We start from the raw sequence: 24,711 nt of genomic DNA on the forward strand, positions 1-24,711 counted from the left end.
TATGGTGAAAATAAAATTTCAACGATCTCACATCAAAGTTCACTCTTTCCTTAAACCGACCTTTAGAGGAGTTGGCACCGTGATTTACTTTGGATACTTAACCTCTTTCAATTACCAATCTGCTCATCCGACTGTCGCTTTGCGCTATAGTAGGTCTCGATTTGCGAACGAATCGCGAGGTCATTTCCTGATTGGTAATAAGTATTGGAAAGCGACTCGTCCAGTATTCTGGCTTTTACGTTATCCCCTAATTGTAATTGCAGGCTCTCCATGATTTCTACCTTGATGTTTTCATCATAAATGGGGAAAGCTGTTTCTACACGATAACTTAGGTTGCGGGTCATCCAATCGGCAGAAGAAAGGTACATCTGGTCTTCACCACCATGGTGGAAGACAAAAACCCGTGCGTGCTCCAGGTAGCGATCTACAATACTTATAGCATGGATGTTTTCGCTCCACCCCTTTTTACCAGGCACCAAACAGCATATTCCACGGATAATCATCTTAATCTTCACCCCGGCCTGTGAAGCCTGATAAAGTTTTTTAATCATACGAGGATCCTGAAGGCTATTCATTTTCAGAATCATCCAGGCTTCCTTGCCAGCTTTTGCCTGCTGTATTTCAAAATCAATCTTCTTTTCCAGGTTCTCCCGAAGGTTAAACTGACCAACCAAAAGGTGCTCAAAAGGTGTTTCAGGAATCTTGACGGTCTCTAGATAAGAGAACACGCGCGCTACTTCGTTTACAATCCGCTCATCGGCAGTGAATAGGCCAAAATCGCCGTAAACCTTGGCGGTATCTTCGTGAAAGTTGCCTGTTGCTAAATAACTGTAAAGCTTGGCTTCCTTATTGTTTTCTAATCGCCTTATCAATGCCAATTTAGAGTGGACCTTCACCCCTGGGAAACTGTAATGAACCGTTACACCTGCCTTTTCCAGCTTCTCGCCCCAGCGTAAATTGGCTTCTTCGTCAAAGCGAGCTTTCACTTCAATGAATACCGACACCTGCTTACCTGATGCTATCGCCTTAAGCAAGGCCTGCATAATACGCGACTTCTTGGCAACACGATACTGAACGATTTTGATATGCGTCACATCAGGGTCGGAAGCTGCTTCTTCAAAAAAGCGAACAGTCGATTCGTAACTTTGATAAGGAACATGAATGAGGTGGTCTCGTTCACTGACAGCTCCAAAAAAGTCCTTTGTTTTCTCTAGCGGTGCATAAGCCAAAGGAGGCAGCTCTGGGTTTTTCAAATGGGAAAGTCCAAAGTCTGGAAACTGGAAAAAATCGAAGTTGTTATGATAGCGCCCTTCTTTTAGCGTATCAAAACGCTCCAGATTAAATACCTCCTTGAGGAACTCAAGAAAATCATCAGGCATCTCCGCATCATAGACAAAGCGCGAAGCCGGACCAACATGGCGTTTGGCTAAACTGTGCTTAATTTTAGAGATCAGGTCACCGGAAAACTCATCATCAATATACAACTCTGCATCACGCGTAAGCTTGAGCGAAAAGGTGTCCAGAATTTCATATCCAGGAAACATCCAACTAACGGAATGGCGAACAATATCATCCAAGATGATCATGTGATACTCACCATTAGGGCTCGGTAACTGAATAAAACGAGGAAGGTGATCTGAGGGAATTTTCACCAGCGCATATTCACTAGGGCTATCAGGCGCATCCTTCGCTTGCAACAAAATAGAGAGGTACAACTGAGCATTGTTCAGGAATGGGCGAATTTTATCCTTCACCAGCAACACCGGCTGCACAAAGGGAAGCATGTGGTCTCGGAAATAATCTTCCACGAAGAGTTGCTGATCCTCATCGAGATCCATCCTTCGTTTGATGATAATTTTGTGCTTGCGCAATTCAGGGATAATCTGAGTCGCAAAGATGCGGGCAAATTCCTCTTGCTGCTCGTCTACAATCTTCTGGATTGTCCGAACGGTCTGCTTAGGGCTAATGTGTAATTGTCGCTTGGTTTTCCTCCCAATCCGAATCAGGTTACGATGGTTAGCCATTCGCACCCGGAAAAACTCATCCAGATTAGAACTGTAGATCGCCAGAAACTTTATTCGTTCAAAGAGCGGCACCGAAGGGTCTTTGGCCTCTTGCAGTACACGGTAATTAAACGATAACCAGCTGATATCTCTGGCAATGAAAGGTATATTACTGTCAAAAATATCCATACGATTAGAAGAGTAAGATTTGATCACCTTGCTGCGGCCCAGTACTGATTGGATCAGGCCCCCGAGTTGTGATAGAAGTCGTTTCATGAAGGTACTGAACTAAATAATGGGCCAAATCAGGAGCCAGAATATTATCTGGTTCATGAGGAAAAAAATACACAGTCTTTAAGCCCAGTTCTTTCCAAACAGCCAACTGCCGTACCCAGGCATGTATACGACCATAATCAGTCGGATGCAGACCATTCCCGACAAATCTAATCATTGTCTGCTGATTGGTCAAATGCTGATGCAAAACATCTCGACGACCAGCAACATCTGTTAGTGCTGCCGTAGTGCCATAACGGGTCAGTACCTCCGTCCATTCTTCAATATTTGCCGCTCCCGCAAACCAACTTTCGTGGCGAAACTCTACCGCCAGCGGAAAATCTTTCGGCCAAATCGACAAAAATTGCGCTAATTGCGGTAACCGATCTATCCCATAATACGGAGGCAGCTGCATAAAACAACTCCCTAGCTTTTTACCAAAATTACCCAAAGCTTCCCAAAAAAATGGCAACTGATCCCCTCCTAGCCCAAGGCTCTTACTATGGCTAATGGTCTGTGGCAGCTTTGGGCAAAAACGAAAATCATCAGGCACCTGGCTACACCATTTCGCCACCAAATCCGGATCAGGAATACGGTAGTGGGTGGTATTCAGCTCAATGGTATTAAACTGCTTGGCATACACTGGCAGAAAATCCTTGGCCTTCGTGCCCTTGGGGTACCAACGGCCTACCCATTCCTTCATGCTCCAGCCTGTGCAACCGACATAAACAGCCATCGGCTGCTCATCTTCTGGAAACGAAGCCAAAAGCGCTGCGTTCGCCAAAGGGTCAGCAGGCAGCGTAAAATCTACATTCTCAATATTTTGCAGTTTACCAAATTTCATTCTTGGACTGTTCTTAAACAATTAATCCATCAACGCCTTGGCGTCCTCTGCCGTTTGCACAGGCAGCTTACAAATTTTGTTTCGGCAAACGTAGATAAAGGTCTCTCCCTCAACGGCTTTATTCTCCAACAAGGCAAGGCTTCCTTCATCAGTCCCTCCCAGGAAAAGGGCATTAGGCAAGTAAGAAGCTTGCAGCTCATGATTTAACGACTGCCACCCCTCCCCTACAATCGCGACTTCATAAGGTGGATAGACCATTTTCAACATCAACTCGCCCCAACTGGCATAAAAACTAGGTGTTTGTATCGCCTCAGGGCTCGCAAGCACTGCCGCTAACATCTTCTGACTCTGCTCGCTAAAGTCTTCCCGGTCGAGAAATAACCCTAGTTGCCATAAAACCTGTGCAAATGCAGAGTTGGAACCCGCTATCACGTTGTCTTTGATCTCTGTACGACGAGTGATCAACGGTGGGTCAAGGTCTGAAGTATAAAACAACAAATCACTTTCCGGGTTCGAAAAATGTTCCAAGGCGTAAGTCGTCAACTGCTCTGCTTTGCGCAACCAGCTTTCGTCAAACGTGAGTTCGTAAAGTCGCAGGTAGGCCTGGCTGGTCAATGCATAATCATCCAAAAAGGCATTGATGGAAGATTTTCCATCTTTATAGTTCCGCCACAAGCCTCCGTCCTTTCGTTTCATCTTCGTATCGATGAAATCCGCAGCGGTTATAGCTTTTTTCAAGTAATCTTCACTTTGTAGTGCGGCAGCAGCATCGGCATAACCTTTTATCATCAAGCCATTCCAGGCAGTTAAGACTTTATCATCAAGGCCTGGTCGTACGCGCTGCGCTCGCGCCTGAAGCAATAAGGATTTCGCCGCTTTTAATGTGCTAAGCTCCTCCGCAGACAAAGGCGCAGCAACAGGATCATAATGCATGATATTCATTTCCTCTTCCCAGTTGCCACGCTCGGTAAAACGATAATGTTTTTTTACTAACTCAGCCGATGCGGGCGATAGCAAGCTATCGATTTCCTGCGTTGTCCAGACGTAAAACTTACCTTCTTCACCTTCGCTGTCTGCATCCAGGCTAGAATAGAAAACGCCTTGTTTATCCATCAATTCCCTTTCAATAAAGGTGAGGGTCTCTTCTACAACTTCTTTATAGCGTGGTGTTCCCGTTTCTGCGAAAGCATCTGAAAAAAGACTCACTAGCTGGGCATTGTCATAAAGCATTTTTTCAAAATGCGGTACCAACCATTTATCATCCGTTGAGTAGCGAGCAAAACCGCCACCCAATTGATCGTTGATTCCTCCTGCAGCTAGTTGATCAAGGGTAGTTTTCCAAACACCGCGAGCCTCCTCATTGCCTGTAAAAAAGGCATACTCTTGCAGCCAGGAGAAAATATCCGGCATCGGAAACTTGGGAGAACCTTTGCGGCCTCCTCGTTCAGCATCCAGGCCTAAAAGCATGGATTGGGCAAAATTATCGGCATTCTCCGGCTTCAATTCTGGCATCTGGCCTACTGGTGCGAGGGCGCTTACAGCATTAATGGTTTTTGTAAGATTAGCAGCGTAATCCTCCATTTTAGCCCCGTTCTCCTCTTTTTCTTTGACAAAGTATTCCAGGATTTCCACCCACTGCTTGCGCGGAAAATAAGTACCTGCCCAAATCGGGCGCCCATCCGGCAAAGCGATCGCATTCAAAGGCCAACCACAACCCTGCTCGGTGGCCAACTGGCAAGCCGCCATGTACACATCATCAACATCCGGGCGTTCCTCGCGGTCTACTTTTATTGAAACAAAGTGCTCATTCATAATGCGCGCCACCAAGGTATCTTCAAAGCTTTCATGCTCCATGACGTGACACCAATGACAAGCGGCATAACCAACGCTGATGACCAATAATTTATCTTCTTCCTTGGCTTTTGCCAAAGCTGCTTCCCCCCAAGGGTTCCAATTAACAGGATTATGCGCATGCTGTAGCAGGTAGGGGCTACTCTCATTAACGAGTGCATTCGTATACAAATGCCCCCCTTCCTGAGAGGTAGAAGTACAACTATAGATGGTTAGTAATCCTAGAATACCGACCCAATGTTTTAACATTACCTTCTTCATTATTAGGAATTATTCTTTCGTAAAATTGTCGTTAGGAACAAATCACTTCTTAACGGAGCCAATAAACAAGCGGTGTCTCGCCTGTTTTTTATAGTAGTTTAAATAATCACCACCGGGAATTAATGATAAACCCTTGGTTTCACCTTGGTAAGTATAGGTCCATACCTCCCCATATTTAGGATGAAGTAACAACTCCCTTTTATAAAGTGGAGGCTCCTCATCAAGACCTTCGTATTTATCAAGACAATCCAAAGCACTATCACGTTCAATGAGGCAATGTATCTCTCCAGCAACAGTGCCTACTCTTTTCTCACCAAGTACAAAACCAGGGTAAGAACCTAAATCATAAAGTACACCTGGAAAGCTGGCTTGCTCACACAACTGAGCATTTTCAGAAAGCCACTTACTGGCCGCTGAAGGAATCGTGCTTAGCAAAGTACCATAAACAAAAACATGATCTGACAATACTACTTTGTTATACTCAAAAATCCCAAAGCGTAAACTTTGGGATTTTTAAAGTTGTCTAGGGAACAGCACGAAAATAAAATGTGATTTTGTTTTTCACAATAGTTGAATAAACGCTTCATTTTAAGTATTTTAACTATTTGATAAACTTAAAAAATCGTCATTTATTTTCTGCGCAATACTAAGAATGACCTATGAAATTCCGAGAAAGAAAACCGTTCCTTTTAATCGGTAACTGGTCATACCTTCCGGCACTTCTTCTTCAGCAGAGATTTTTTGCCGAATCAATCGGTAGATGCCGTAATAAGTATTACCATCCATTTCGAGAGTTCCTTGCTTTCCTCCTACTGAATCATTCACACAGAACACAAGCAGGTACCCCGTTGTGCCAAATCTTGGCCTGACAGTAAAAGCGCCAGCCTGAATAGCATCAACCATCCCTAAGGAACGGATAGGGTCTTGGTATTTAGCATCTCCCGGAGGGCGTTGCGGGCTATGGGNTGAATCAAAGGTGCCATCGGTAACAATAATAGAAATACCGCTTTTCTCCATTTGAGAAAACTGAGCACAAACAAAGCCCGGAATAAGTAGGGCTAGAATAATGAATAAATTTTTCATGTCGCGTATCCTTTAATAATAGATGATGTACTGAATATTGCGTAAAACCAAAATACAAAAGTATTACAAACTACTCTTTCTAGCTTGCAAGATAAAAAAAAAGAGTCGTCTGTGCTTTTATACACAGACGACTTCTTATTCTTTAACTGGACTTCCCCTTCGGTATCGGCAAAAGTCCGTAGTGTTTCATACTAAGCTTCCTGGCTGTTCATCACCTTTTCCTGATGATCAATCGACTCTTGGTGAATTGCACGCAGGAAAGTATTGACAAAGCCTTCGCTTAATCCTTCCGCATTGGCTTTGACCATCACCTGATCAAGGATTTCATTCCAGCGAGAAGTTTGTAAAATAGCAATGTTGTTACGCTTTTTGTATTCGCCAATTTTCTCAGAAACTTTCATTCGGCTACCCAATAGCTTTAGCAAATCATCGTCAATTTCATCAATCTTTTGACGCAGATCATCAATATGCGCAAGGTATTCAACATCGTCGCTGTTTTCCTGGCGCAACACCAAGCTACTGACCAGGTCGCGGAAAGTATCCGGGGTAATCTGCTGTGCGGCATCACTCCAGGCCTCATCAGGGCGGGGGTGAACTTCCGTCATAATTCCATCGTAGTTGAGGTCCATCGCCTCTTGGGCGACTTCCTGCAACAAATCACGACGGCCACAGATATGACTGTTGTCACAAATCATCATCAGATCAGGGAAATTACGCTTCAATTCAATGGCCAGCTGCCACCTTGGAACGTTCCGAAATTTGGTTTCCCCATGAAAAGAAAAACCTCGATGGATAACGCCAATCTTAGTAATCCCCGCTTTGTAAATGCGCTCAATCGCTCCCATCCAAAGGGGTAAATCAGGATTGATAGGATTCTTGATCAACACTGGAATATCCATACCGCTTACTGCATCAGCGATCTCTTGAACAGAGAATGGATTGACCGTCGTACGAGCACCCAACCAGAGTACATCAATACCATATTTAAGAGCTTCGTAAACATGATCGGCTTTGGCGACTTCAGTAGTCACTTTCAGCCCCGTTTCTTCCTTCACGCGTTTCAACCAGGATAGCCCTTCCTTACCAACGCCCTCAAAAGAACCAGGACGAGTACGGGGTTTCCAAATACCTGCCCGAAAGAGGTCGATATTCTGTTCTGCCAGTGCTTTGGCCGTAGCCATTACTTGTCCTTCTGTCTCGGCACTACAAGGGCCGGCAATGATGAAGGGGCGCTTTGATTTCGGCGCGATAGGTTCAAATTGCATATTCATATTCTTAAGAAATTATTTTTCGAATTTGGTTGGCTTCTTCAATCCGCTCATAGAATTTTTCATAATCCTTTTTAATGAGCAGGCTACGAAAACGTGCCAATTGATTAATGTGTTCATCCAATACATCCAGAACATTGTCCCGGTTTTGCCGAAAAATGGGAATCCACATATCCGGCGAACTCTTTGCTAGGCGTACGGTGCTACTAAAACCACCGCTGGCCAACTGAAAAATGTGGTTGTCATCTCTTTCCTTCTCCAATACCGTCAGCGCTAGCGCAAAAGAACTAATGTGTGAGATATGCGAAACGTAAGCCGTGTGTAAATCATGTTCCTGGCTATTCAGGTATACAATCCGCATGGGGATGCTAGCATAAAGGCGCTTTACTATTTCATGGGCATCCTCATCACTCTCTTCTACATCACAAAGCACCGTACACTTGTTGTCAAAAAGCGCTGGCACCGCGGCTTCTGGCCCACTATACTCTGTTCCTGCCATCGGGTGAGTCGCCACTAAGCGTCCGCGCTTGGGGTGCCCCTTTACCGTTTCCAGAATATTTATTTTAGTCGACCCCATGTCCATCACTACCTGGCGATCCACTAGGTCTAAAACCTTTGGCAACAGGCTTAGCATAGCATCTACCGGCGTAGCGACAACGACAACATCTGACTGTGCCACCGCCTCTGCAAGCTCCATATCCTCATCTATCAAACGACGACGAATAGCCTTATCCAGGTTTTCCTGACTCTGATCTACACCAATAATACGGCTGGCAAAACCATTCTCCTTCAAGGTAATGGCCAACGATCCGCCAATCAGTCCTATTCCTATTATCGTAACAACCACAGGGTTATGCTTTAAAGTTTTTCAATCGGTTAATAGCTTGCTCTAGCACCTCCACCGGGCTGCACAGCGATATACGAACGTATTGCTCTCCGGCGCTGCCGAAAATTCCGCCCGGTGTCAAAAAGATGTGCTTTTCAGCCAAAACGGCATCCGTAAGTTCGTAAGCATCAGCATGATGCTTAGGCGCACGTGCCCATACGAACATCCCTACTTGATCACCTGAAATTTCACAGCCCAACATCTCCAACAAGGCTACGGCCTTCGCTTTACGTTGTCCGTAAACTTCATTCTGCGAGGCATACCAGGATGCTGGCAATTCCAGCGCAGCTATCGCCGCCAATTGCACAGGCTTAAACATACCAGAGTCCATATTGCTTTTGAAGCGAAGGACGATCTGTAGATATTCTGCTGCTCCCACCAGTACCCCTACTCGCCAACCAGCCATATTGTGTGCCTTGCTCAGCGAATTAAGCTCAAGGGCTACTTCCTTTGCGCCAGGCACCGCCAATAAACTCCCCGGCTCTTCATTGAGAATGAAAGCATAGGGATTGTCATTGACCAGCAGGATACCGTGTGCTTTCGCAAAAGCGACCAAGGCTTCAAAATGGCCTGACTGTGCAGGTGTGCCTGTTGGCATGTGCGGGTAGTTAACCCACATGATCTTTACGCGCTCCAGGCCTTTGGCCGCCAGTACTTCCAAATCAGGAAACCAGCCGCCTTCCTCCGATAAATCATAGGAACGCACTACCCCACCCGCCAGCTCAGTAGCAGAGCGGTAAGTTGGATATCCGGGATTAGGCACCAGTACCTCATCGCCGGGGTTCAGAAAAGCCATACTTATGTGCATGATCCCTTCTTTGGAACCAATAAGCGGCAATACCTCGGTGGCGGCATCTAGTTGAACCGAAAAATACCGTTCGTACCATTCCGCAAATGCTTCCCGCAACTCCGGCACTCCCTGATATGATTGATAACCATGGTTTCCTGCTTGCGCACCTGCTTCCTGCAACCGGTTAATTACTGAAGAATGAGGAGGTAAGTCTGGACTTCCTATTCCCAAATTCAATACATCGTGCCCAGTTGCACGCATTTCGGCAATCTCACGCAGCTTTCGCGAAAAATAGTATTCTTCGACTTGCCCCAATCGTTGGGCCGGTGCGATGATGGTTGATGAGATCATTTATTTGTTAGATTGTTAGATTGTTAGTTGGTTGGATGGGTGGTTAGTTTTTAACGCCTTGAGCGTAAGCACCTAGAATATGAAGTTCATGGGTGATTGGGCGAATAGCCTCAATAGCTTGTTCCCAGCTCATAGCTCCATCAACAACAAAGTCTACGAAAAAGAGGTACTCCCAAGGCTTTCCTATGATAGGTGCCGATTGGATTTTGGTGAGGTTCACATTGTAAGCAGAAAGCACAGCCAACACTTTATAGAGGCTACCTGCCGTGTGGTCTACGGTGAAACTAAGCGATACTTTATTTGCGGAGGCAGTCGCAGTAGCCTGCTTTTCTCTACGCAAAACCAAAAAACGGGTATGGTTCTGCTTGTTGGTCTCAATCCCGGCGGCAAGTACTTCCAAATCGTACAATTCAGCAGCTAAATTCGATGCAATAGCGCCTACCTTACGCCAATTATTTTCTTTTACTTCGCGGGCACTTAGGGCAGTATCCACGGTCTCCACCAACTGAATATGAGGATACTGCTTGAAAAATTTTCGACACTGCGCAATCGCTACCGGGTGAGAATGAACTTCTTCCAAGTCCTCGATTTTCACCCCCGGCAAAGTCAGTAGGTTTTGTTCAATACGCAAGAAAACCTCTCCGACTACTTTCACTTTACTGTCCAACAAAAGGCGGTAGTTACTCATCAGGCTACCTGCCAGCGTATTCTCAATGGCCATCAACCCCACATCCATCTTAGCTCCTTCAAGCAAATCATCCATCAAGTCTTCAAAAGTATGAGCAGCTATGATTTCCAATTCGTGATCCGGAAAAAACCGACGGGTAGCAATTTCATGAAAGGCTCCGCTGTAGCCCTGGATACCTACACGTAGTTTGTTACCTACTGTTGCCTCCGCCGGGGCTAGTGTCGATTGATCGTCTGAAGTTGTTGACATTTTCTGAGTTGTTTAAATAAAAAAAGTCCCGCAGTTTCCGACGGGACTTTTTAACAGTATACCTGATACTATACCAAAGTTCCATCTACGGAGCACCGTAAAAGAAATAAAAGCTATAAAAGCTATAGCTAATGGTGGTGGTATAATTTGGCATGGCTAAAGAGCTTCTTGGGAAATTTCATTTATTGAAAAACGAATACCCTAAATTAATGAGAAGAAAAGGGTTTATGCTTCCTGCATTTTCAAGGATTCGTGAACCTGTCGTCGGTATAAAAATTTCATTTAGCCCGCTAAACTCAATTTTAATCCCTTAGTCAGAACCTCAAATCGTTGAAAATCAGTTCGCAAAATTCCCCAACAATCTCTAAATTAAAAATGGTCCCGCTTTTGGCGGAACCATCATTATTACTTTAAGTCTTGTTTTTGAGCAATAGCGTGATTCCTTTATGCTTAAGCATAAAAATAAAAACCACAGAAATAAAAGAAATTGCTACTCAACATGACTGTTTTGTCTTGTGTACGAAGCAAACCTAGAGAAATAATCTGAATGACACAAACAATTTACTTAAAATCGAAAAAAAAACAAACGAATGTTCGCTTCTTTTATCCGCTGAAAGACAATAGCATTTCCTGAAGTACTTTATTCAAATTTTCAATCGCTTCTTTCAGTTTCCAGCGCTCACGTTGCCTTTTTTCTACATAGTTACTGATGGCGCGAATTTGCAAAGCAGGCGTTCCGTACTGCAGACTTGCGTAAAAAAAGGCTGCTCCCTCCATGCTTTCCACTTGCCCAAAAGGAAAGTTGGTCTTCATTTTCATAATGCTTTCTTCGGTGCCATGCACTGTATTGACACTAATACCATGTACCTTGGGAAGAAACGCAGGGCGATCATCAGAGGTATTCCAAAGTCGTCCTTCCTTAAACGGAAACACATCTCCATCAATCAAGTCCATAGTTGTAACAGGCGTGAATGCCCCGTCGGCCTCCTCCACGCCCAAGTCAGCAAAACAATCAGAAACGACCTCTACCACGTCCCCTAATTCCAAATTCCGATCAATGGCACCCGCTACTCCCGCTTGCACCAAAAGGTTGTACTTCCGAGTAGCAAGGCGATGCCCCAAAGCAAATGCAGCCAATGGCAAACCTACACCAGTGATCAGTACCTCGATACTTAAAGCTTCTTTTTGAAAATGATTGGGTTCACGCTCCCAGCCTTCCCCTCGGAGAAAATCCAGGAGTGGTGCTATTTCAAAAGTGGTCGCGGCGACTAAGAGTATCTTCATGGTTGTTTGAGCGTTAAAATAGCTTTGGTTATCATTCTATTATGCTTTTTTGGCCTCCCTTCGGGCGCTACGTTACGTAGCTCGTTATTCACTCGGCCCCAGGAGAACCTGGGTCTGGCTACCTTTGGCAGCCACTACTCCACATCGCTAGGCCGAGAAGCCCTCAAAACATCATTCTCCTCCCCCACTCAACAAGTCATAAGCATACACCTCTCCTCTAAGCGTGGTCACTAAAAAATACGCCCCTTGGGTATTTCCGCTCAGGATGGCCTGCCCTTGGCCGGGTAACGGAAAACCAGGAGCAATCGCCCCTTGCCCATCAATCAACCAAAGTTGATCGGGGGATTGCTGCACCGCGATGGTACCCAACGGTTCAGCAGGCAGCAAGGCGCGCGGAGTGAAGCCCAGAAGTTGCTGCCAGCGCTCTTTAAATTCCACACCTTCGTATCCAAACAGATGAACCAATGATCCTCGTTGAACGATGTAATCACTCCGGCCATCTCCCCAAATATTGGCAAAAAGGAAGTTGTCTGCAGGCCCTCGCCCCAGCGGCAACGGAAAAATATTCCCTTCCAAGTCCCATACATTTATTTTCCCACTCGCTGTTGCGATTATCATCCGACTAGCGTCAGGGTCTTCCGTGTTCAACTCTAGCCCAGGGGTACCCAATGGAACCTCAGGTACTGCTGGCAGGCTCGACAGAAAACTGCCAAACTTCCCAAACATCTGCCAACTCTCTTTCCCCGTCCAGGCTATCAACAAATCTTCTTGTGGGAGTTGCCAATGAGTAATGGGAAGATTAGAAATCGTTCGACCTGATAACTTGGCCGGCCAGCCTTCTACCGCCTTACACTCTAAGTCAAGCATCTCTATAGTTCCTTCTTGTGTAGGAAAAACGAGGTATTCATCGCCCACCTGATCAAAAGCAACGACCGTAAGGCCAGCAGAAGGAGCAGCGATCCCCGACCGGATATTTTTAGCAATTCCAGCTTCTGACCAAGCATGAATCCCCCCGGTAGACGTTGCAAAGTATTGTGCTTCACCACCAGCACTAGCAATCCGCCATACTGGTGAATACAGTTTGGGCAGTGTACGATCCGACCATAAAATATCACCCTCTTTATTGATCAACCAACAATCACCATTAGCAGCTTGAGCCATAAACTGCTTTGGCAGGCTATGGCCAAAACCTCGAACAGGAACTAAGGTCAAGTTTTCTTGCGTAGGCAATTGTGTCTTCCAGCGTAGGCTAGCAGTTGCTGTATTCTCCGGAGGGCTCTTTATTGCCCCCTCTAGCAACCAAACCCCTTCTTTTTTAGTGATCGCCTCATAATACAAGCTACCATTAGCGCTCCAGTCGTACTGTGGGAATAGTAGTTTTAGCCAATTTGTTTCACCATCACGCAATGGGCCCCAGTTATAGTAACCTTTTGGTCCTTTAGCAGCTTTTAGCATCCCGGCTAGTTCAAGAAAATGCTCTTGTTTATTCAGCGTAGCTCCAAGCAAGTAATAATCCAAATAACGCTCCATATCTTCTCTAAAAACACTCACCAGTAAGGCATCAGGTAATTCTACAATCCAAGGCTGCCAAGCCTTTCGATCACTAAGACTAGCTACCCCGGCCGCTGTCCGTAATTGACACAACTCAAACAATTGGTAGCGGCTTTCTTCTAGAAACTGGCCTCCCCCCAGGTAAGTGTCCCTAAAGCTGGCAAAAGCTGTTGTATCCCCTATGGGCAAAACCCAGAGACGCGGAGCAATTCGATTTTGCTGCCCGGGATTGGCTAATTCCATCTGCCAACCACCTGATCCTAGCCAGGTATCAAGGGGTGTTTTACTATCCTGCTCTGTTCCACTTGAAAGTGGAAATAATTCTTGGACAATTTCGGGCACCTTATCCCAATCAGTCATCGTATCGTAAGCGGTCCATCCCTTGGTAGTATTCACCAAAACGCCTTCTGCAAGTGCTGTACTGTCGGTTCCCTCTACCCTTAATGCCAGCCATTCTCCCAGTTCTTGGTAGGTAAGTAATGCTTTGGTGTTGAGCCAACTTTCAGGAATTCTATCTTCCAACTTACCCGTTCGCAACAGGATTCGTTCTCCTGCTGATGGCCAATGAGCAATACCTGATTGCAATGCCTCAAAACCTTCCTCACTAGGCCATGCCTCCATTTGCCCAGAAAGGCTCAATAGCGCATTTTCAATTTGAAAAGGATACCGACCAGCTAGAAAGATGTTGTGAAAGCGAGCAAAATATACCGGATCATCTGATGCAATTCCAAAAGTATAAATATCACCGCCAGCAAAATTCAATGTGGGACCATAATTCGAGGGATTCCACGCAGCAGCTAATCCACTGGAAGCTGAACCGATAAAGGTGTACGCAGCATCATGAGGGCCATTTCCCACTTCGGGAAGCAACCACCACTCTCTCCATTCAGGGTCCTCTGTCAATTTCAGGGAATCCAGAACATCTCTAACTCTTTGAGCATCTAAGAACCACAAATGCTGATTATTCAACTCAATTGCTCCATCAGCAATATCTGGAAGCCCTACCAATACACTGCTATTTGTACTCACTGCCTGGAAGACGCTCACCTGATCAAAAGGCAGGCGATATTGTGAACGCAAGAGCCAGTAGGAAGTTCCAAGAACGCCAAGCAATAAAACAATAAAGAGGATTTTCTTACGCATAAGTAGGGGAAACTAGTGATTAGAGATCAAAGATGGATAAGATTATTATTTATGCCAATTTTTTCAGACATTTGCATCGCCTTAACAGGTACTTTGAAAGTAGTCTACCCATAGAATTGGATAGCCCCCTCCCCTTTCTTATTTGATCGGACACCTTTAGATATGTTCCGAACAAATAGCAATCAAAACCGTGTATCATAATTTACTAACGCATTAAAATCAATATAATGCGCAAGAATTTTCTACGTATTGGTGCCATATTAATGGCATTGGGAGTTATTTTCGGAGCATTTGGAGCACATGGCTTAAAAGAAATTGTCAGTGCTGAAAAACTGGGGATATTCGAAACCGGGACGCGATATCAAATTTACCATGCATTTGCCATTCTACTTGTCGGAACCCTACTATATTTCCGTAAGACTAGCCTTATGCCAATCGCTGGCTGGTTATTCCTTGGAGGAATTGTTTGTTTCTCAGGGTCGCTTTACTTGCTTGCTTTCGCAGACCTTGTTGCGCTTCCAACTAACCTATTAGGACCTATCACCCCCATTGGGGGATTGCTTTTTGTAGCGGGTTGGGTGGTACTTGCAATCTCTACTTTCCAGGACAATGAAAAGCGCTATAGAAAAAGTCATTCTGAATAACTTTTTCTATTTCGTTTCTAATTCAACTTCATCGTTTTTTTTGCGATTACGCCACCATACGTAACCAATCACTCCTATAAGCAAATAAGGTGTAGCGAGCATATAGAGAATACCGTTGTTAAGGCCTTCTCCTTCCTGACCACCATTTGCAAGGTTACTCTCTGCCGTCATGCGGCACATTGGGCACTGAGCTTCGGCCAGCAAGGGCATACAAAACAGCGCTAACAGCAATAAAAAAGGCAGATATTTATTAATCATCTTCATGGTAAAGGAGCTTTAATATTAATAATAAGGCTTCAATAATAAATAACAGATAGGCCCCGTTAGGCATACATAAAACCAAATAGGCCAAACATAACGTGCATACTTTTTGTGCTGCTCGAATTGCTCCGTATAAGCCTTAATAAAGGTAAGCAGGATAAAAGGGAGGCTAACTGCTGCAAGCACAATATGACTCAAAAGAAGTACCAGGTAATAAGGCCTCACACCAGCGACAGACGCAGCTTCCGCTGTACTTAATATTTTATCGCCATCAATATCTCCAAAAATTGTTTCGGGAGTAGTAAAATGGTACAAGACGTAACAAAGCAAAAACAATACTGAAAGCCCCAATGCCAAAAAGTTAAACTTCCGGTGAAGAAGGATTTTTTTTGTCTTAACAAAATAGAGTGATGCCAGCAAAGCTAAAGCCGCCAAGGCATTCAATAAAGAATAGAAAGGAGGGAGAAACGAAAAGTCTACTCCTTCTGGAAGCGGAACCTTAACTCTCCTCATTAAGCCAACAAGGACAAGCACCAGGAAGGTGACAATCCAAGTAAAGGTTTTGAGCTTTCGCTCTGTTGTACGCTGTGCTTCTGTCATCTTGATTAGCTTTACATCTCCGCCTCGCGGCGTAATTCTGGTTTGGGTTTGTCTCTTTCTGGCAATAAGATAGCCGTACGCTCTACCAACCGCTGCAATACTTGTTCATCAGTATAAGGATAAGCCTGACGGATATAGAGTGAATCATCTAAAAGAACAATTAAGCCCTCCTTCAAGCGAGCCTTTTCCTCGGGTACTAAAGCAATTTCTGCAATCAAGCGATCAAAGCTCTCTTGATTACTTCCCCAATACAACAACTGAGCAGTATCAACGGGAACTTCATAATCCTTCTGAAACGCTGCAACCTGTACACTGTCACCATCTGCAAAAAGTGTCCATAATTCAAGGTTCTCAGGAATATCGAATTGAGTATGTAGCTTTTTGAGTACACTCGCATATTTCTCCCGATCAGCCGATGTTGGCAGGAGTCCAAACAAATAAAAGCTTTCCCCTATTTCCATTTTCGGCATTTGACCAGCGAGTAATTGCAGTCCTGTCAGGTCGGTCAAGCGCTGCTCCTTACGAAGATCTTTCATTGCTTCTTTCTGATACTCATAACCTTTACTCAGGTAGATGTAGCTACCTAAAGGTAAAATGATCAGGAAAAAAGTAAGCCCCAGAATAGAAGACAGCCTTCCTAAAATTCCCGGACGCTCTTGCTTATTAGTCATAAACTCAATTATTATAAAATATAGAACAACTCCTTATGCTTTGGGTTCAGCCCGAAATCACATCCTCACCGAAATATGACAATCCCATTTCAGATGGTGCAAAAACTACACTAGTCATCCCGAAGCTACGAGATGACTAGTATAATATCCGGAAGGATGAGCTATTATTAAGTAACCTTTAGCTCAAAAGGTAAGTATCCTCTGGAAGAAGGAAACTTTCTTGAGCGGGTGTCGCATTAGGATCTACCTGCTCACGTTTTTTGACATCCTCTCGGCGCTCTTTCCAGCTATTACCTTCCTGGAAGAAAGCAATCAATGCCCAAACCAGTAAAAGGATAGGAAGTAGTACACTCATTGCCAAACCTCTCACCTCATAGCCCATGTGCATGAACTCATAGATGATAAAATATGCCTTGTAGAGAGAAAGCCCTATCAATGCAAGAGCAATAATCCACAGTACTACTTTGTAGTCGCTTACGTCGATACCGATGTGTCCCTTACCCAAGAGTGAGATGAATACCTCAACCAAGGTTACAGCTCCCAATAAAGCGAGGCCTTTGTATACGTCCTTGATCGATTCTTCGTATGTTTTATGTCCAGCCATTTCGGATAGAATTGAATATTATCTTAATCAACTAAAGGAGATCGCTCTCATTGGTTGATAATTATCAAATTGAATTAAAGGAGGTAGAATGCAAGGAATACAAACACCCAGACTAAATCTACAAAGTGCCAGTATAAACCAATTTTCTCTACCATCTCGTAGCCGTTCTTACGAGCAGCATAAACACCACTTCCTGCATTGATCAAAATGATCAAAAGAAAAGCAACACCTGAAAGTACGTGAAAACCATGGAAACCAGTGATCCCAAAGAAGAGCGCTCCAAAAGCTTTTGGCCCGTAATCTTCCATCATGATTTCACCAGGATTCTCACCTTCTTTTACGACGAACTTACGATGAATAAATCCTCCTTCGTCTACGTACATAAAGCCATAGTCCTTGTCATAAGCATTCACAGCATGACTAGCGTGTCCTTCATCATCTCCATGACCGGAAAAAGAAGCAATAACTTCTGTATCAGTTAAGGAAGGATCAAGATCTGCTTTATGCAGTAAATAGGTTTTTCCTGGTTCAACAGCTTCTTCACCTGCTTTACCATCTGGGCCCAGATAAACGCCTTCTTCTGTATGCGTACCGAAAGGGTTACGCGTTACAGACATGTGTTCTGTAGCAATAAGGTTATTCCACTCCCAAGCCTGACAGCCTAAGAAGCCTATACCACCAAGTACTGTCAGAAGCATCCAGAATACAACGCCTCTTTTGTTTTCGCGATGACCTTCCTGTACCGCTCGCACCATCGTAACGGAGCTAATGATCAATAAGAAGGACATGAAAGTTACGAAGATCAATGGAGCCCCGTGAAGACCAAAAGGTGCCGTTGAAAACACAAAATCTGGTACTGGCCAAGTCGGGCTACTAAACCGCAATGAGCCGTAAGCAATCAGAAAGCCAGAAAAAGTAAAAGCATCTGAGAGTAGGAAATACCACATCATCAGCTTGCCGTAACTCGCCTTAAACGGTTCTGTGCCTCCATCCCAAGCTCCTTGTTCATGGTGGACATCATGTTCCATTACGGTAGTGTCATGTTCTGCCATCGTGCAGCGTTTGTTTTGTCTAACATTTAATATAGAACTTGTACTCAGCAGGAGCAACAAGCTCTTAGCGACAAAGCAGATTATCTCTTTAGGATAAAAATGCTTTTCGTTTTGTCTATTTACCCTTATTGGTTATTTGTGGGTTATCGCTGAAGCGCCATAAAGACGACAAGATACAGCCATACTCCTCCAACAAAATGCCAATAAGTCAAAGTCAACTCAAATCGTAGCTTCCGTGCAGGTGTCACTTTGAACTTGCGCGAAAATGCGATGATTAAAGCGATAACCAAAGCCGTGATTCCTCCCAAAACGTGAGCCAAATGAATCCACGAAAGGGCATAAACAAAATCACCACTAGGGTTAAGTTTCAAAGGAATTCCCATTGCTGCCAATGCTTCCCATCCTTGGTACTGAAGCACCACGAAGGCAAGCCCTAAAAGCAGACTTATTAGCAATAATCCTTTGTATAAATTCTCTCGTTCTCTTTTGAACGCTAGATAAGAACCATGCAAAGTTACACTGCTAATCAAAATCACCAGTGTATTCACAAAAAAAATATTTGGCAACGGAAACTCTAACCAGTTCCCTGCTGCCTGCCGTACCATATAAGCACTGGTAAGTGCCGCAAAAAGCATCGACATACTTGCACAAGCCACCCAGAGTGCAAATTTCTTAGGGTGGATTTTGTTTCTATTACTCCCGGTTTGCTCTGCCATGATAGAATCTGTCATCTCTTTAAATCATTTTATCCCCCCAAAAAAGCAAAAGCGATAGCGGGATATAGCCAAAGGAAAAGAACATAAGCTGCAAAGCGGTTTTTCGTTCTGGTTGCTGTAAAAAACGCCAGGCGAAATAACTGTAGAATACTCCTAATACTGCCACAATTCCTGCGGACCACCAGCCAGTATACCCAAAATAAGTAGGAAGTATGCCAAGTGGTATAAGTACTAAAGCGTAGCCTAAAGCTTGTTGACCCAATTTTTTCAAATCAATCTGCCCTTCCTCTTCTGGAACGAGCTGATAACCGGCTTTGGAATAATCTTCATAACCCAGGAAAGCAATCGACCAAAAATGGGGAAATTGCCAACAAAACTGGATTGCAAAGAGCGTTAGCCCCAGCCAGGTTAATTCTCCTTGTGCAGCTACACACCCAATGAGGGTCGGAAGTGCACCAGGTACAGCGCCAATTAAAACAGCTCCCGGAGAAACTCGCTTCATTGGTGTGTAAACGAAAGCATAACTTACTAATGCAAAAGTTCCAAAAAAAGCAGTCCATGGATTAAAAACAGCCAAAAGGCTAATGCCAAAAAGGCTCATAAACCCTGCTGCTAAAACTGCTTCTGATGTTTTCATACGTCCTGCAGCCAAAGGGCGATTAGCAGTACGTTTCATCAATCGGTCATAGTCTTTTTCAAGTACTTGGTTCAGCGTATTAGCCGCCCCTGTGGTCAGAAATCCTCCAGCAGCTAAAATCGCTAAGGAAGTAAAACTGATCGTACCTGTTGCAGCAATCAAATAAGCGATTACTGAAGAAAAAACTACTGTTGCCGATAGCCGGAATTTCACCAGCAGAAACAAATCCTGAATCCGAAGTCTAAGTGCAGCAAATGGCTTGTCAATAGATACACTATCAGCTACCGGATTCAGAGATGTTTCTTTATGCTTAGAAATTGAATGCTTCATTTATCTTAATGACCACCATCGTGCTCACCTTCTTTTAGGGGCATAATCTGAGGGATAAAATCCTGACCGTCCTTACCGTAGTCATAAGGCCAACGTTGAACTGCGGGGATTTTACCAGGCCAGTTTCCGTGTCCTGTCTTTATAGGAGTTGTCCACTCTAGTGTTGTTGCACCATAAGGGTTCTGTGTCGTCATTTTCTTACCACGCCAAATACTGTAGAAGAAATTGATAATAAACAACACCTGGAATGCGAACACCAAAATTGCAGCTACAGTGATGAACTTGTTCATTTCTGCAAAATGGCTGAACGTCTGGAAAATATCGAAAGAATAGTAACGACGAGGAACACCAGCCATACCAATATAGTGCATTGGCCAGAAAATAGCATAAGCTCCAACCATCGTACCCCAGAAGTGAATCTTACCCAGCGTATCATTCATAAAGCGGCCATACATCTTAGGGAACCAGTGATAAACACCAGCAAACATTCCGAAGAATGCGGCAACACCCATCACAATGTGAAAGTGAGCTACTACAAAGTAAGTATCGTGCATCTGAATATCAATAGCGGAGTTACCCAGGAAAATACCAGTTAAACCACCAGAGATAAACATTGATACAAAACCAATGGCAAATAACATTGCCGGATTAAACCGAATGTTACCACCGTATAAAGTCGCAATCCAGTTGAATACTTTTACCGCAGAAGGTACCGCAATAATCAGTGTAAAGATTACGAAGAAGTTCGAAATGAATGGGTTAACACCAGACATAAACATATGGTGAGCCCATACAATAAACGATAGAAAAGCAATCGCAAGGATCGAGTAAACCATCGCTTTATAACCAAAGATTGGCTTACGCGCATTCACAGAAAGTACTTCAGATACAATACCCATCGCAGGAAGGATAATGATGTATACCTCGGGGTGTCCAAGGAACCAGAACAAGTGCTGGTAAAGTACAGGACTACCACCTACATGATCAAGTGCTTGACCGCCAATGAAAATTTCACTGAGATAGAAGCTTGTCCCCAACTCCCGATCACACATTACCAAGAAGAATGCAGATGCCAATACAGGGAAAGACAACAGACCGATGATTGCAGTAATAAAGAATGCCCAAATCGGCAATGGCATACGCCACATTGTCATTCCTTTGGTACGCAAGTTAAGAACCGTAGTAATGTAGTTGATACCTCCTAAAAGTACAGAGACAACAAAAAGCACCAAGCTCAAGGTCCACATAGTCATACCTGCACCTGATCCAGCGGAGGCTTCTGGTAGAATACTCAAAGGAGGATAAGCTGTCCAGCCTCCAGAAAAAGGTCCAGTACTTAGGAATAACGAAAAGAACATTACCAGGCCAGCCAAAAGGAAAAACCAGTAGGACATCATGTTCAATAGTGGGGAAGCCATATCACGAGCTCCAACCATCAACGGAATCAGTAGATTACTAAAAGTACCACTCAATCCAGCGGTCAATACAAAGAAGACAAGAATGGTACCGTGCATCGTCACCAATGCATAGTAAAACTCCTGGGATAACGACCCCATGCCTTCTCCATTGATCTCAATCCACTTGCCTAACACTGGCTGCAACCACGCAAGGCTTTCTTCAGGAAAACCAAGCTGGAGACGAAACACCAGAGACATCAAGCCACCAATCACAGCCCAAAACATTCCCGTAATCAGGAATTGCTTAGCGATGATCTTGTGATCTTGACTAAAAACGTAGGTAGTAATAAAGTTAGACTGATACTTATCTCCGTCATGATGCTCATGAAAATGATCATCATAACCCAGCTCATCAATCAGCTTTTCTTCTACCGTATTCGGTTGAATTACTGCGGTTGCCATTCGCTATTTAATTTTTTTTCTGTTTCAAAAGTTGTCCTAATGCAATTATTCGCCTGCCGGAGCGGCCTCTGCTGCTGCCGGAACAACAGTAGTGATCGCCTGGCCACCTGCTAGAACAGTAAATGCTGTCCTACGGTTTTGTTCACGGCCTTTTTCTGTACCATTATCCGCAATAGGGTCATTTTGTCCATAACCACTTGCTACTAAACGGCCTTCATCAATGCCATTTGCCACTAGGTAATCTTTTACTGCTTGAGCACGCTGCTGAGAAAGCAACATATTAGCGTCAGCATCACCTGTATTATCAGTGTGTCCGCCAAGGCCAATAACCAAGGCTGTATTTTCTTTCATAGCTTCGATAACATTGGCCATTTCATAAGTCTTAGACATTTCTGTCAATGCAGCTGAACCTGTTTCGAAGGTAACATACTTGAGTACGAATGTACGATCTTCGGGAGTAGCTGCATTTAATGCACCATCTAAAAGAGTCGTAAATTCTTGCTTGCGGCTCTGCGACACAATAGAAGGCAATTTGCCATCTATCGGCCAAGGGTCATTCTCTGTCTGATGAATAGCCGTCATGTAGTAAGACTGCTGCTGACCTAACCAATCTTTGTACTCTTCTTCTGAAACGATCCGTACTAAACGGCGCATACTCCAGTGTCCAGTACCACAAAGCTCGGCACAAGCCAACTCATAATTGAAGTTTTCCCAAAGCTGCTTCTCAGGATCACCTGGATCAGGTACCTGGTATTCAGCATATTTACGCAATTCCTGACGGTACTCTTCAGTCGTTTTCTCAGGCGTAAAGACGAAGTACGTAGGCATACCTGGTACAGCATCCATTTTCACCCGAAACTGAGGCAGGTAAAAATCGTGCAATACATCACGAGCTAAAATACGTACTCGCACTTTTTTGCCGACAGGAAGAACAATCTCGCCAGGGTGAATATCATCCAGGTTGGATTCATCCGTCCAGTCTTGACCTACAGGGTTGGTACCAGAAGTAAGGCGAAAATCACGCGATCCCAATTTGCCGTCAGGTCCAGGGTAACGAAGCTGCCAAGCAAACTGATAACCCATAGCTTCGATCTCAATGACATCTTCATCCGTACCTACATCGGCCATTACATCGTTCCATGCATCCAAGCCACCTACAACCAGGAAGGTCATCACTACAGCAGGAATTACAGTCCAAACTACCTCTAAGGTATTGTTATGAGGAAGGAAAATAGCTTTTCCATCTTTCCGCTGACGATACTTATAAGAAAACCAGAACAAGGCAATATGAGTAATAAAGAATACAATACCCGTAACAATTACGGTAATATTGAACATCTTATCCAAACTCTTACCATGGACAGAAGCCGATTCATGTGGGCCATAACCCAACATGTAATTCTTATAGTAGTAAGCCGAAACAATGCAAAATACCAGGAAGAGAACCATAAAGATCAACAACCAGCGGCTGGTGGTGCGATTACTTCTTTCCTGACTATCTTCTTCGCCACGGATTTTAGAAGCCAGCTCGGTAACCTTACCGATCTGCACTGCTACTACCGCAATTAAGATGATACACAATATGGCTAATAAAGCAGTCATTTGCTATGATTATTTTAAAAAGTCAAAATTTGTTCCACAAATTACGCTAGTAAAACAAAGACTATAGGAAAATGCTCACTACAATTCTTTGTTTAGACTTAATCTAAATAAGACTACGTATGGTGGTGTTCGCTTTCGTGAACAAATGGGTGATTCTCTGGAACCAGCTTCACTTTAGATAAGCGGGTCAAAACAATAAACAGGAAGAATGCCAGGAAGCCCAACATGGTTCCGATCTCTAACAAACCAGGGATGGTCATCCCCATCTGGAAAGAGCTGTGTCNATGTCCACTATCACCGTGTCCTTCTACAGCGTGTTCATCACCGTGTCCAGCTGTAGTAGCGTGGTCGTCCTCAGCGTGCTCCGTTGCATGAGCTTCACTTGCGTGATCATCTCCCATACTTAAAGTGGCTGCGTCGTGATCATCACCTCCAGCATGATGCATTTCATGAATCTCATGAGCTGTATGCGCTACCCCTGGCTTGATCATCTGGAAGTAATCGAACCAGTGGCCGAAGAAAACGATAAATGAAACAAAGAACAGTGTACCAAATTTCCGCTTGGTATCATTCCGCATAAGAATGAGGAATGGTAGAATAAAGTTAAGAATCAAATTACCCCAGTACAACACTGGATACTCGTGCATCCGTGTCAAGAAGTAAGTCGTTTCTTCACCGTTATTAGCATACCAGATCAGCATGTACTGACTGAACCACATGTAGGTCCAAAAAACACTGAATGCAAAAAGGTACTTACCTAAGTCATGAAAGTGCTCGCTGGTAACATTTTCGTAGTAGCCTTTAGACTTTAACCAGATCAACAGCATAATGGTAAGTGCCATTGCTGCCACAAACAACGATACTGTTGCGTACCAAGCGTAAAGCGTACTGTACCAGTGAGCATCAACACTCATAACCCACTGCCAAATCATTGCCGCACTGGTAAAACCAGCGATAGGAAGGAAAATAGCAGAGATTTTCTTGATTTTCTTGTATTGAAGGTACTCTTCCGTTCCTACTTCGTCTTCTTCCTTTGAAAGTGTACGGTAGCGGTAGGCAAAGTATGCCCAGGTACTTACAATCAATATGGTACCTAAACTATACCATGTATTGTTAAGGAAGGAGCTCTTACCCTGGAGGATAGTATCGCCAGCAACAGATGCTTCATCTGCCCAATGGTAGATGTGATTGAGGTCGAATACTACTCCTA

20 protein-coding genes are annotated in these 24,711 nt (G+C 44.2%); 1 reads left to right on the plus strand and 19 read right to left on the minus strand.

Translation table 11 applies throughout. The annotated features are described in order from the left end of the window. Positions 1–107 precede the first annotated feature (107 nt). The 10 genes from ppk1 to A3EU_RS0100150 all read right to left on the minus strand — a co-directional run bounded on the left by ppk1 (position 108) and on the right by A3EU_RS0100150 (position 14,525). On the minus strand, positions 108–2,279 hold the full coding sequence (gene ppk1, locus A3EU_RS0100100; RefSeq protein WP_245569317.1) for a polyphosphate kinase 1: 2,172 nt from the start codon (positions 2,277–2,279) through the stop codon (positions 108–110). Beyond that, on the minus strand, positions 2,197–3,120 hold the full coding sequence (locus A3EU_RS0100105) for a DUF72 domain-containing protein (protein WP_020534078.1): 924 nt from the start codon (positions 3,118–3,120) through the stop codon (positions 2,197–2,199). The genes ppk1 and A3EU_RS0100105 overlap by 83 nt, the downstream gene beginning before the upstream one ends. A 21-nt stretch (positions 3,121–3,141) precedes the next feature. Further along, positions 3,142–5,232: a thioredoxin domain-containing protein gene (locus A3EU_RS0100110; RefSeq protein WP_020534079.1), complete on the minus strand. Its 2,091-nt coding sequence runs from the start codon at positions 5,230–5,232 to the stop codon at positions 3,142–3,144. 42 nt (positions 5,233–5,274) lie between these two features. Continuing rightward, complete coding sequence (locus tag A3EU_RS28875) at positions 5,275–5,697, minus strand: gamma-glutamylcyclotransferase family protein (protein WP_020534080.1); 423 nt, start codon at positions 5,695–5,697, stop codon at positions 5,275–5,277. Positions 5,698–6,506: 809 nt separating this feature from the next. Next, a complete protein-coding gene (locus A3EU_RS0100125; RefSeq protein WP_020534082.1) occupies positions 6,507–7,586 on the minus strand; it encodes a bifunctional 3-deoxy-7-phosphoheptulonate synthase/chorismate mutase type II in 1,080 nt (359 codons plus the stop codon). Between the two features lie 4 nt (positions 7,587–7,590). Further along, complete coding sequence (locus A3EU_RS0100130; protein WP_020534083.1) at positions 7,591–8,430, minus strand: prephenate dehydrogenase; 840 nt, start codon at positions 8,428–8,430, stop codon at positions 7,591–7,593. A 4-nt stretch (positions 8,431–8,434) separates the two neighbouring features. Continuing rightward, entirely contained in the window at positions 8,435–9,610 is a 1,176-nt protein-coding gene (locus A3EU_RS0100135) for a pyridoxal phosphate-dependent aminotransferase (protein WP_020534084.1), read from the minus strand. A gap of 43 nt (positions 9,611–9,653) precedes the next feature. Next, positions 9,654–10,547, minus strand: a complete 894-nt coding sequence (locus A3EU_RS0100140; RefSeq protein ID WP_020534085.1) for a prephenate dehydratase — start codon at positions 10,545–10,547, stop codon at positions 9,654–9,656. A 603-nt stretch (positions 10,548–11,150) separates the two neighbouring features. Beyond that, entirely contained in the window at positions 11,151–11,831 is a 681-nt protein-coding gene (mqnB, locus tag A3EU_RS0100145; protein ID WP_020534086.1) for a futalosine hydrolase, read from the minus strand. Between the two features lie 171 nt (positions 11,832–12,002). Beyond that, positions 12,003–14,525, minus strand: coding sequence for a hypothetical protein (locus A3EU_RS0100150; protein ID WP_020534087.1), 2,523 nt, complete (start codon positions 14,523–14,525; stop codon positions 12,003–12,005). A gap of 227 nt (positions 14,526–14,752) precedes the next feature. On the opposite strand from A3EU_RS0100150, the gene A3EU_RS28880 reads away from it, so the two are divergent. Continuing rightward, positions 14,753–15,169, plus strand: a complete 417-nt coding sequence (locus A3EU_RS28880) for a DUF423 domain-containing protein (RefSeq protein WP_020534088.1) — start codon at positions 14,753–14,755, stop codon at positions 15,167–15,169. A gap of 6 nt (positions 15,170–15,175) precedes the next feature. Here A3EU_RS28880 and A3EU_RS0100160 read toward each other — a convergent pair whose 3' ends face one another. The 9 genes from A3EU_RS0100160 to A3EU_RS0100200 all read right to left on the minus strand — a co-directional run bounded on the left by A3EU_RS0100160 (position 15,176) and on the right by A3EU_RS0100200 (position 23,501). Next, the gene (locus tag A3EU_RS0100160; protein WP_020534089.1) at positions 15,176–15,433 is read right to left on the minus strand and encodes a hypothetical protein; all 258 of its coding nucleotides are present in this window, start codon (positions 15,431–15,433) and stop codon (positions 15,176–15,178) included. A gap of 18 nt (positions 15,434–15,451) precedes the next feature. Further along, on the minus strand, positions 15,452–16,030 hold the full coding sequence (locus A3EU_RS0100165; protein WP_020534090.1) for a DUF420 domain-containing protein: 579 nt from the start codon (positions 16,028–16,030) through the stop codon (positions 15,452–15,454). Positions 16,031–16,041: 11 nt separating this feature from the next. Beyond that, the gene (locus A3EU_RS0100170) at positions 16,042–16,701 is read right to left on the minus strand and encodes a hypothetical protein (protein ID WP_020534091.1); all 660 of its coding nucleotides are present in this window, start codon (positions 16,699–16,701) and stop codon (positions 16,042–16,044) included. 178 nt (positions 16,702–16,879) lie between these two features. After that, the gene (locus A3EU_RS0100175; protein WP_020534092.1) at positions 16,880–17,305 is read right to left on the minus strand and encodes a cytochrome C oxidase subunit IV family protein; all 426 of its coding nucleotides are present in this window, start codon (positions 17,303–17,305) and stop codon (positions 16,880–16,882) included. A gap of 74 nt (positions 17,306–17,379) precedes the next feature. Further along, positions 17,380–18,357 carry a cytochrome c oxidase subunit 3 gene (locus A3EU_RS0100180; protein ID WP_020534093.1) on the minus strand — a complete coding sequence of 326 codons (978 nt, stop codon included), beginning with the start codon at positions 18,355–18,357 and terminating at the stop codon, positions 17,380–17,382. Positions 18,358–18,500: 143 nt separating this feature from the next. Further along, on the minus strand, positions 18,501–19,088 hold the full coding sequence (locus A3EU_RS0100185) for a cytochrome c oxidase subunit 3 (RefSeq protein WP_020534094.1): 588 nt from the start codon (positions 19,086–19,088) through the stop codon (positions 18,501–18,503). Between the two features lie 4 nt (positions 19,089–19,092). After that, positions 19,093–20,040: a heme o synthase gene (gene cyoE / locus A3EU_RS0100190; protein ID WP_020534095.1), complete on the minus strand. Its 948-nt coding sequence runs from the start codon at positions 20,038–20,040 to the stop codon at positions 19,093–19,095. 5 nt (positions 20,041–20,045) lie between these two features. Next, the gene (locus tag A3EU_RS0100195; protein ID WP_020534096.1) at positions 20,046–21,899 is read right to left on the minus strand and encodes a cytochrome c oxidase subunit I; all 1,854 of its coding nucleotides are present in this window, start codon (positions 21,897–21,899) and stop codon (positions 20,046–20,048) included. A 45-nt stretch (positions 21,900–21,944) separates the two neighbouring features. Next, positions 21,945–23,501 carry a preprotein translocase subunit SecG gene (locus A3EU_RS0100200; RefSeq protein WP_020534097.1) on the minus strand — a complete coding sequence of 519 codons (1,557 nt, stop codon included), beginning with the start codon at positions 23,499–23,501 and terminating at the stop codon, positions 21,945–21,947. Positions 23,502–24,711 lie beyond the last annotated feature (1,210 nt).

Source organism: Lewinella cohaerens DSM 23179 (assembly GCF_000379805.1).
GTDB lineage: Bacteria > Bacteroidota > Bacteroidia > Chitinophagales > Saprospiraceae > Lewinella > Lewinella cohaerens.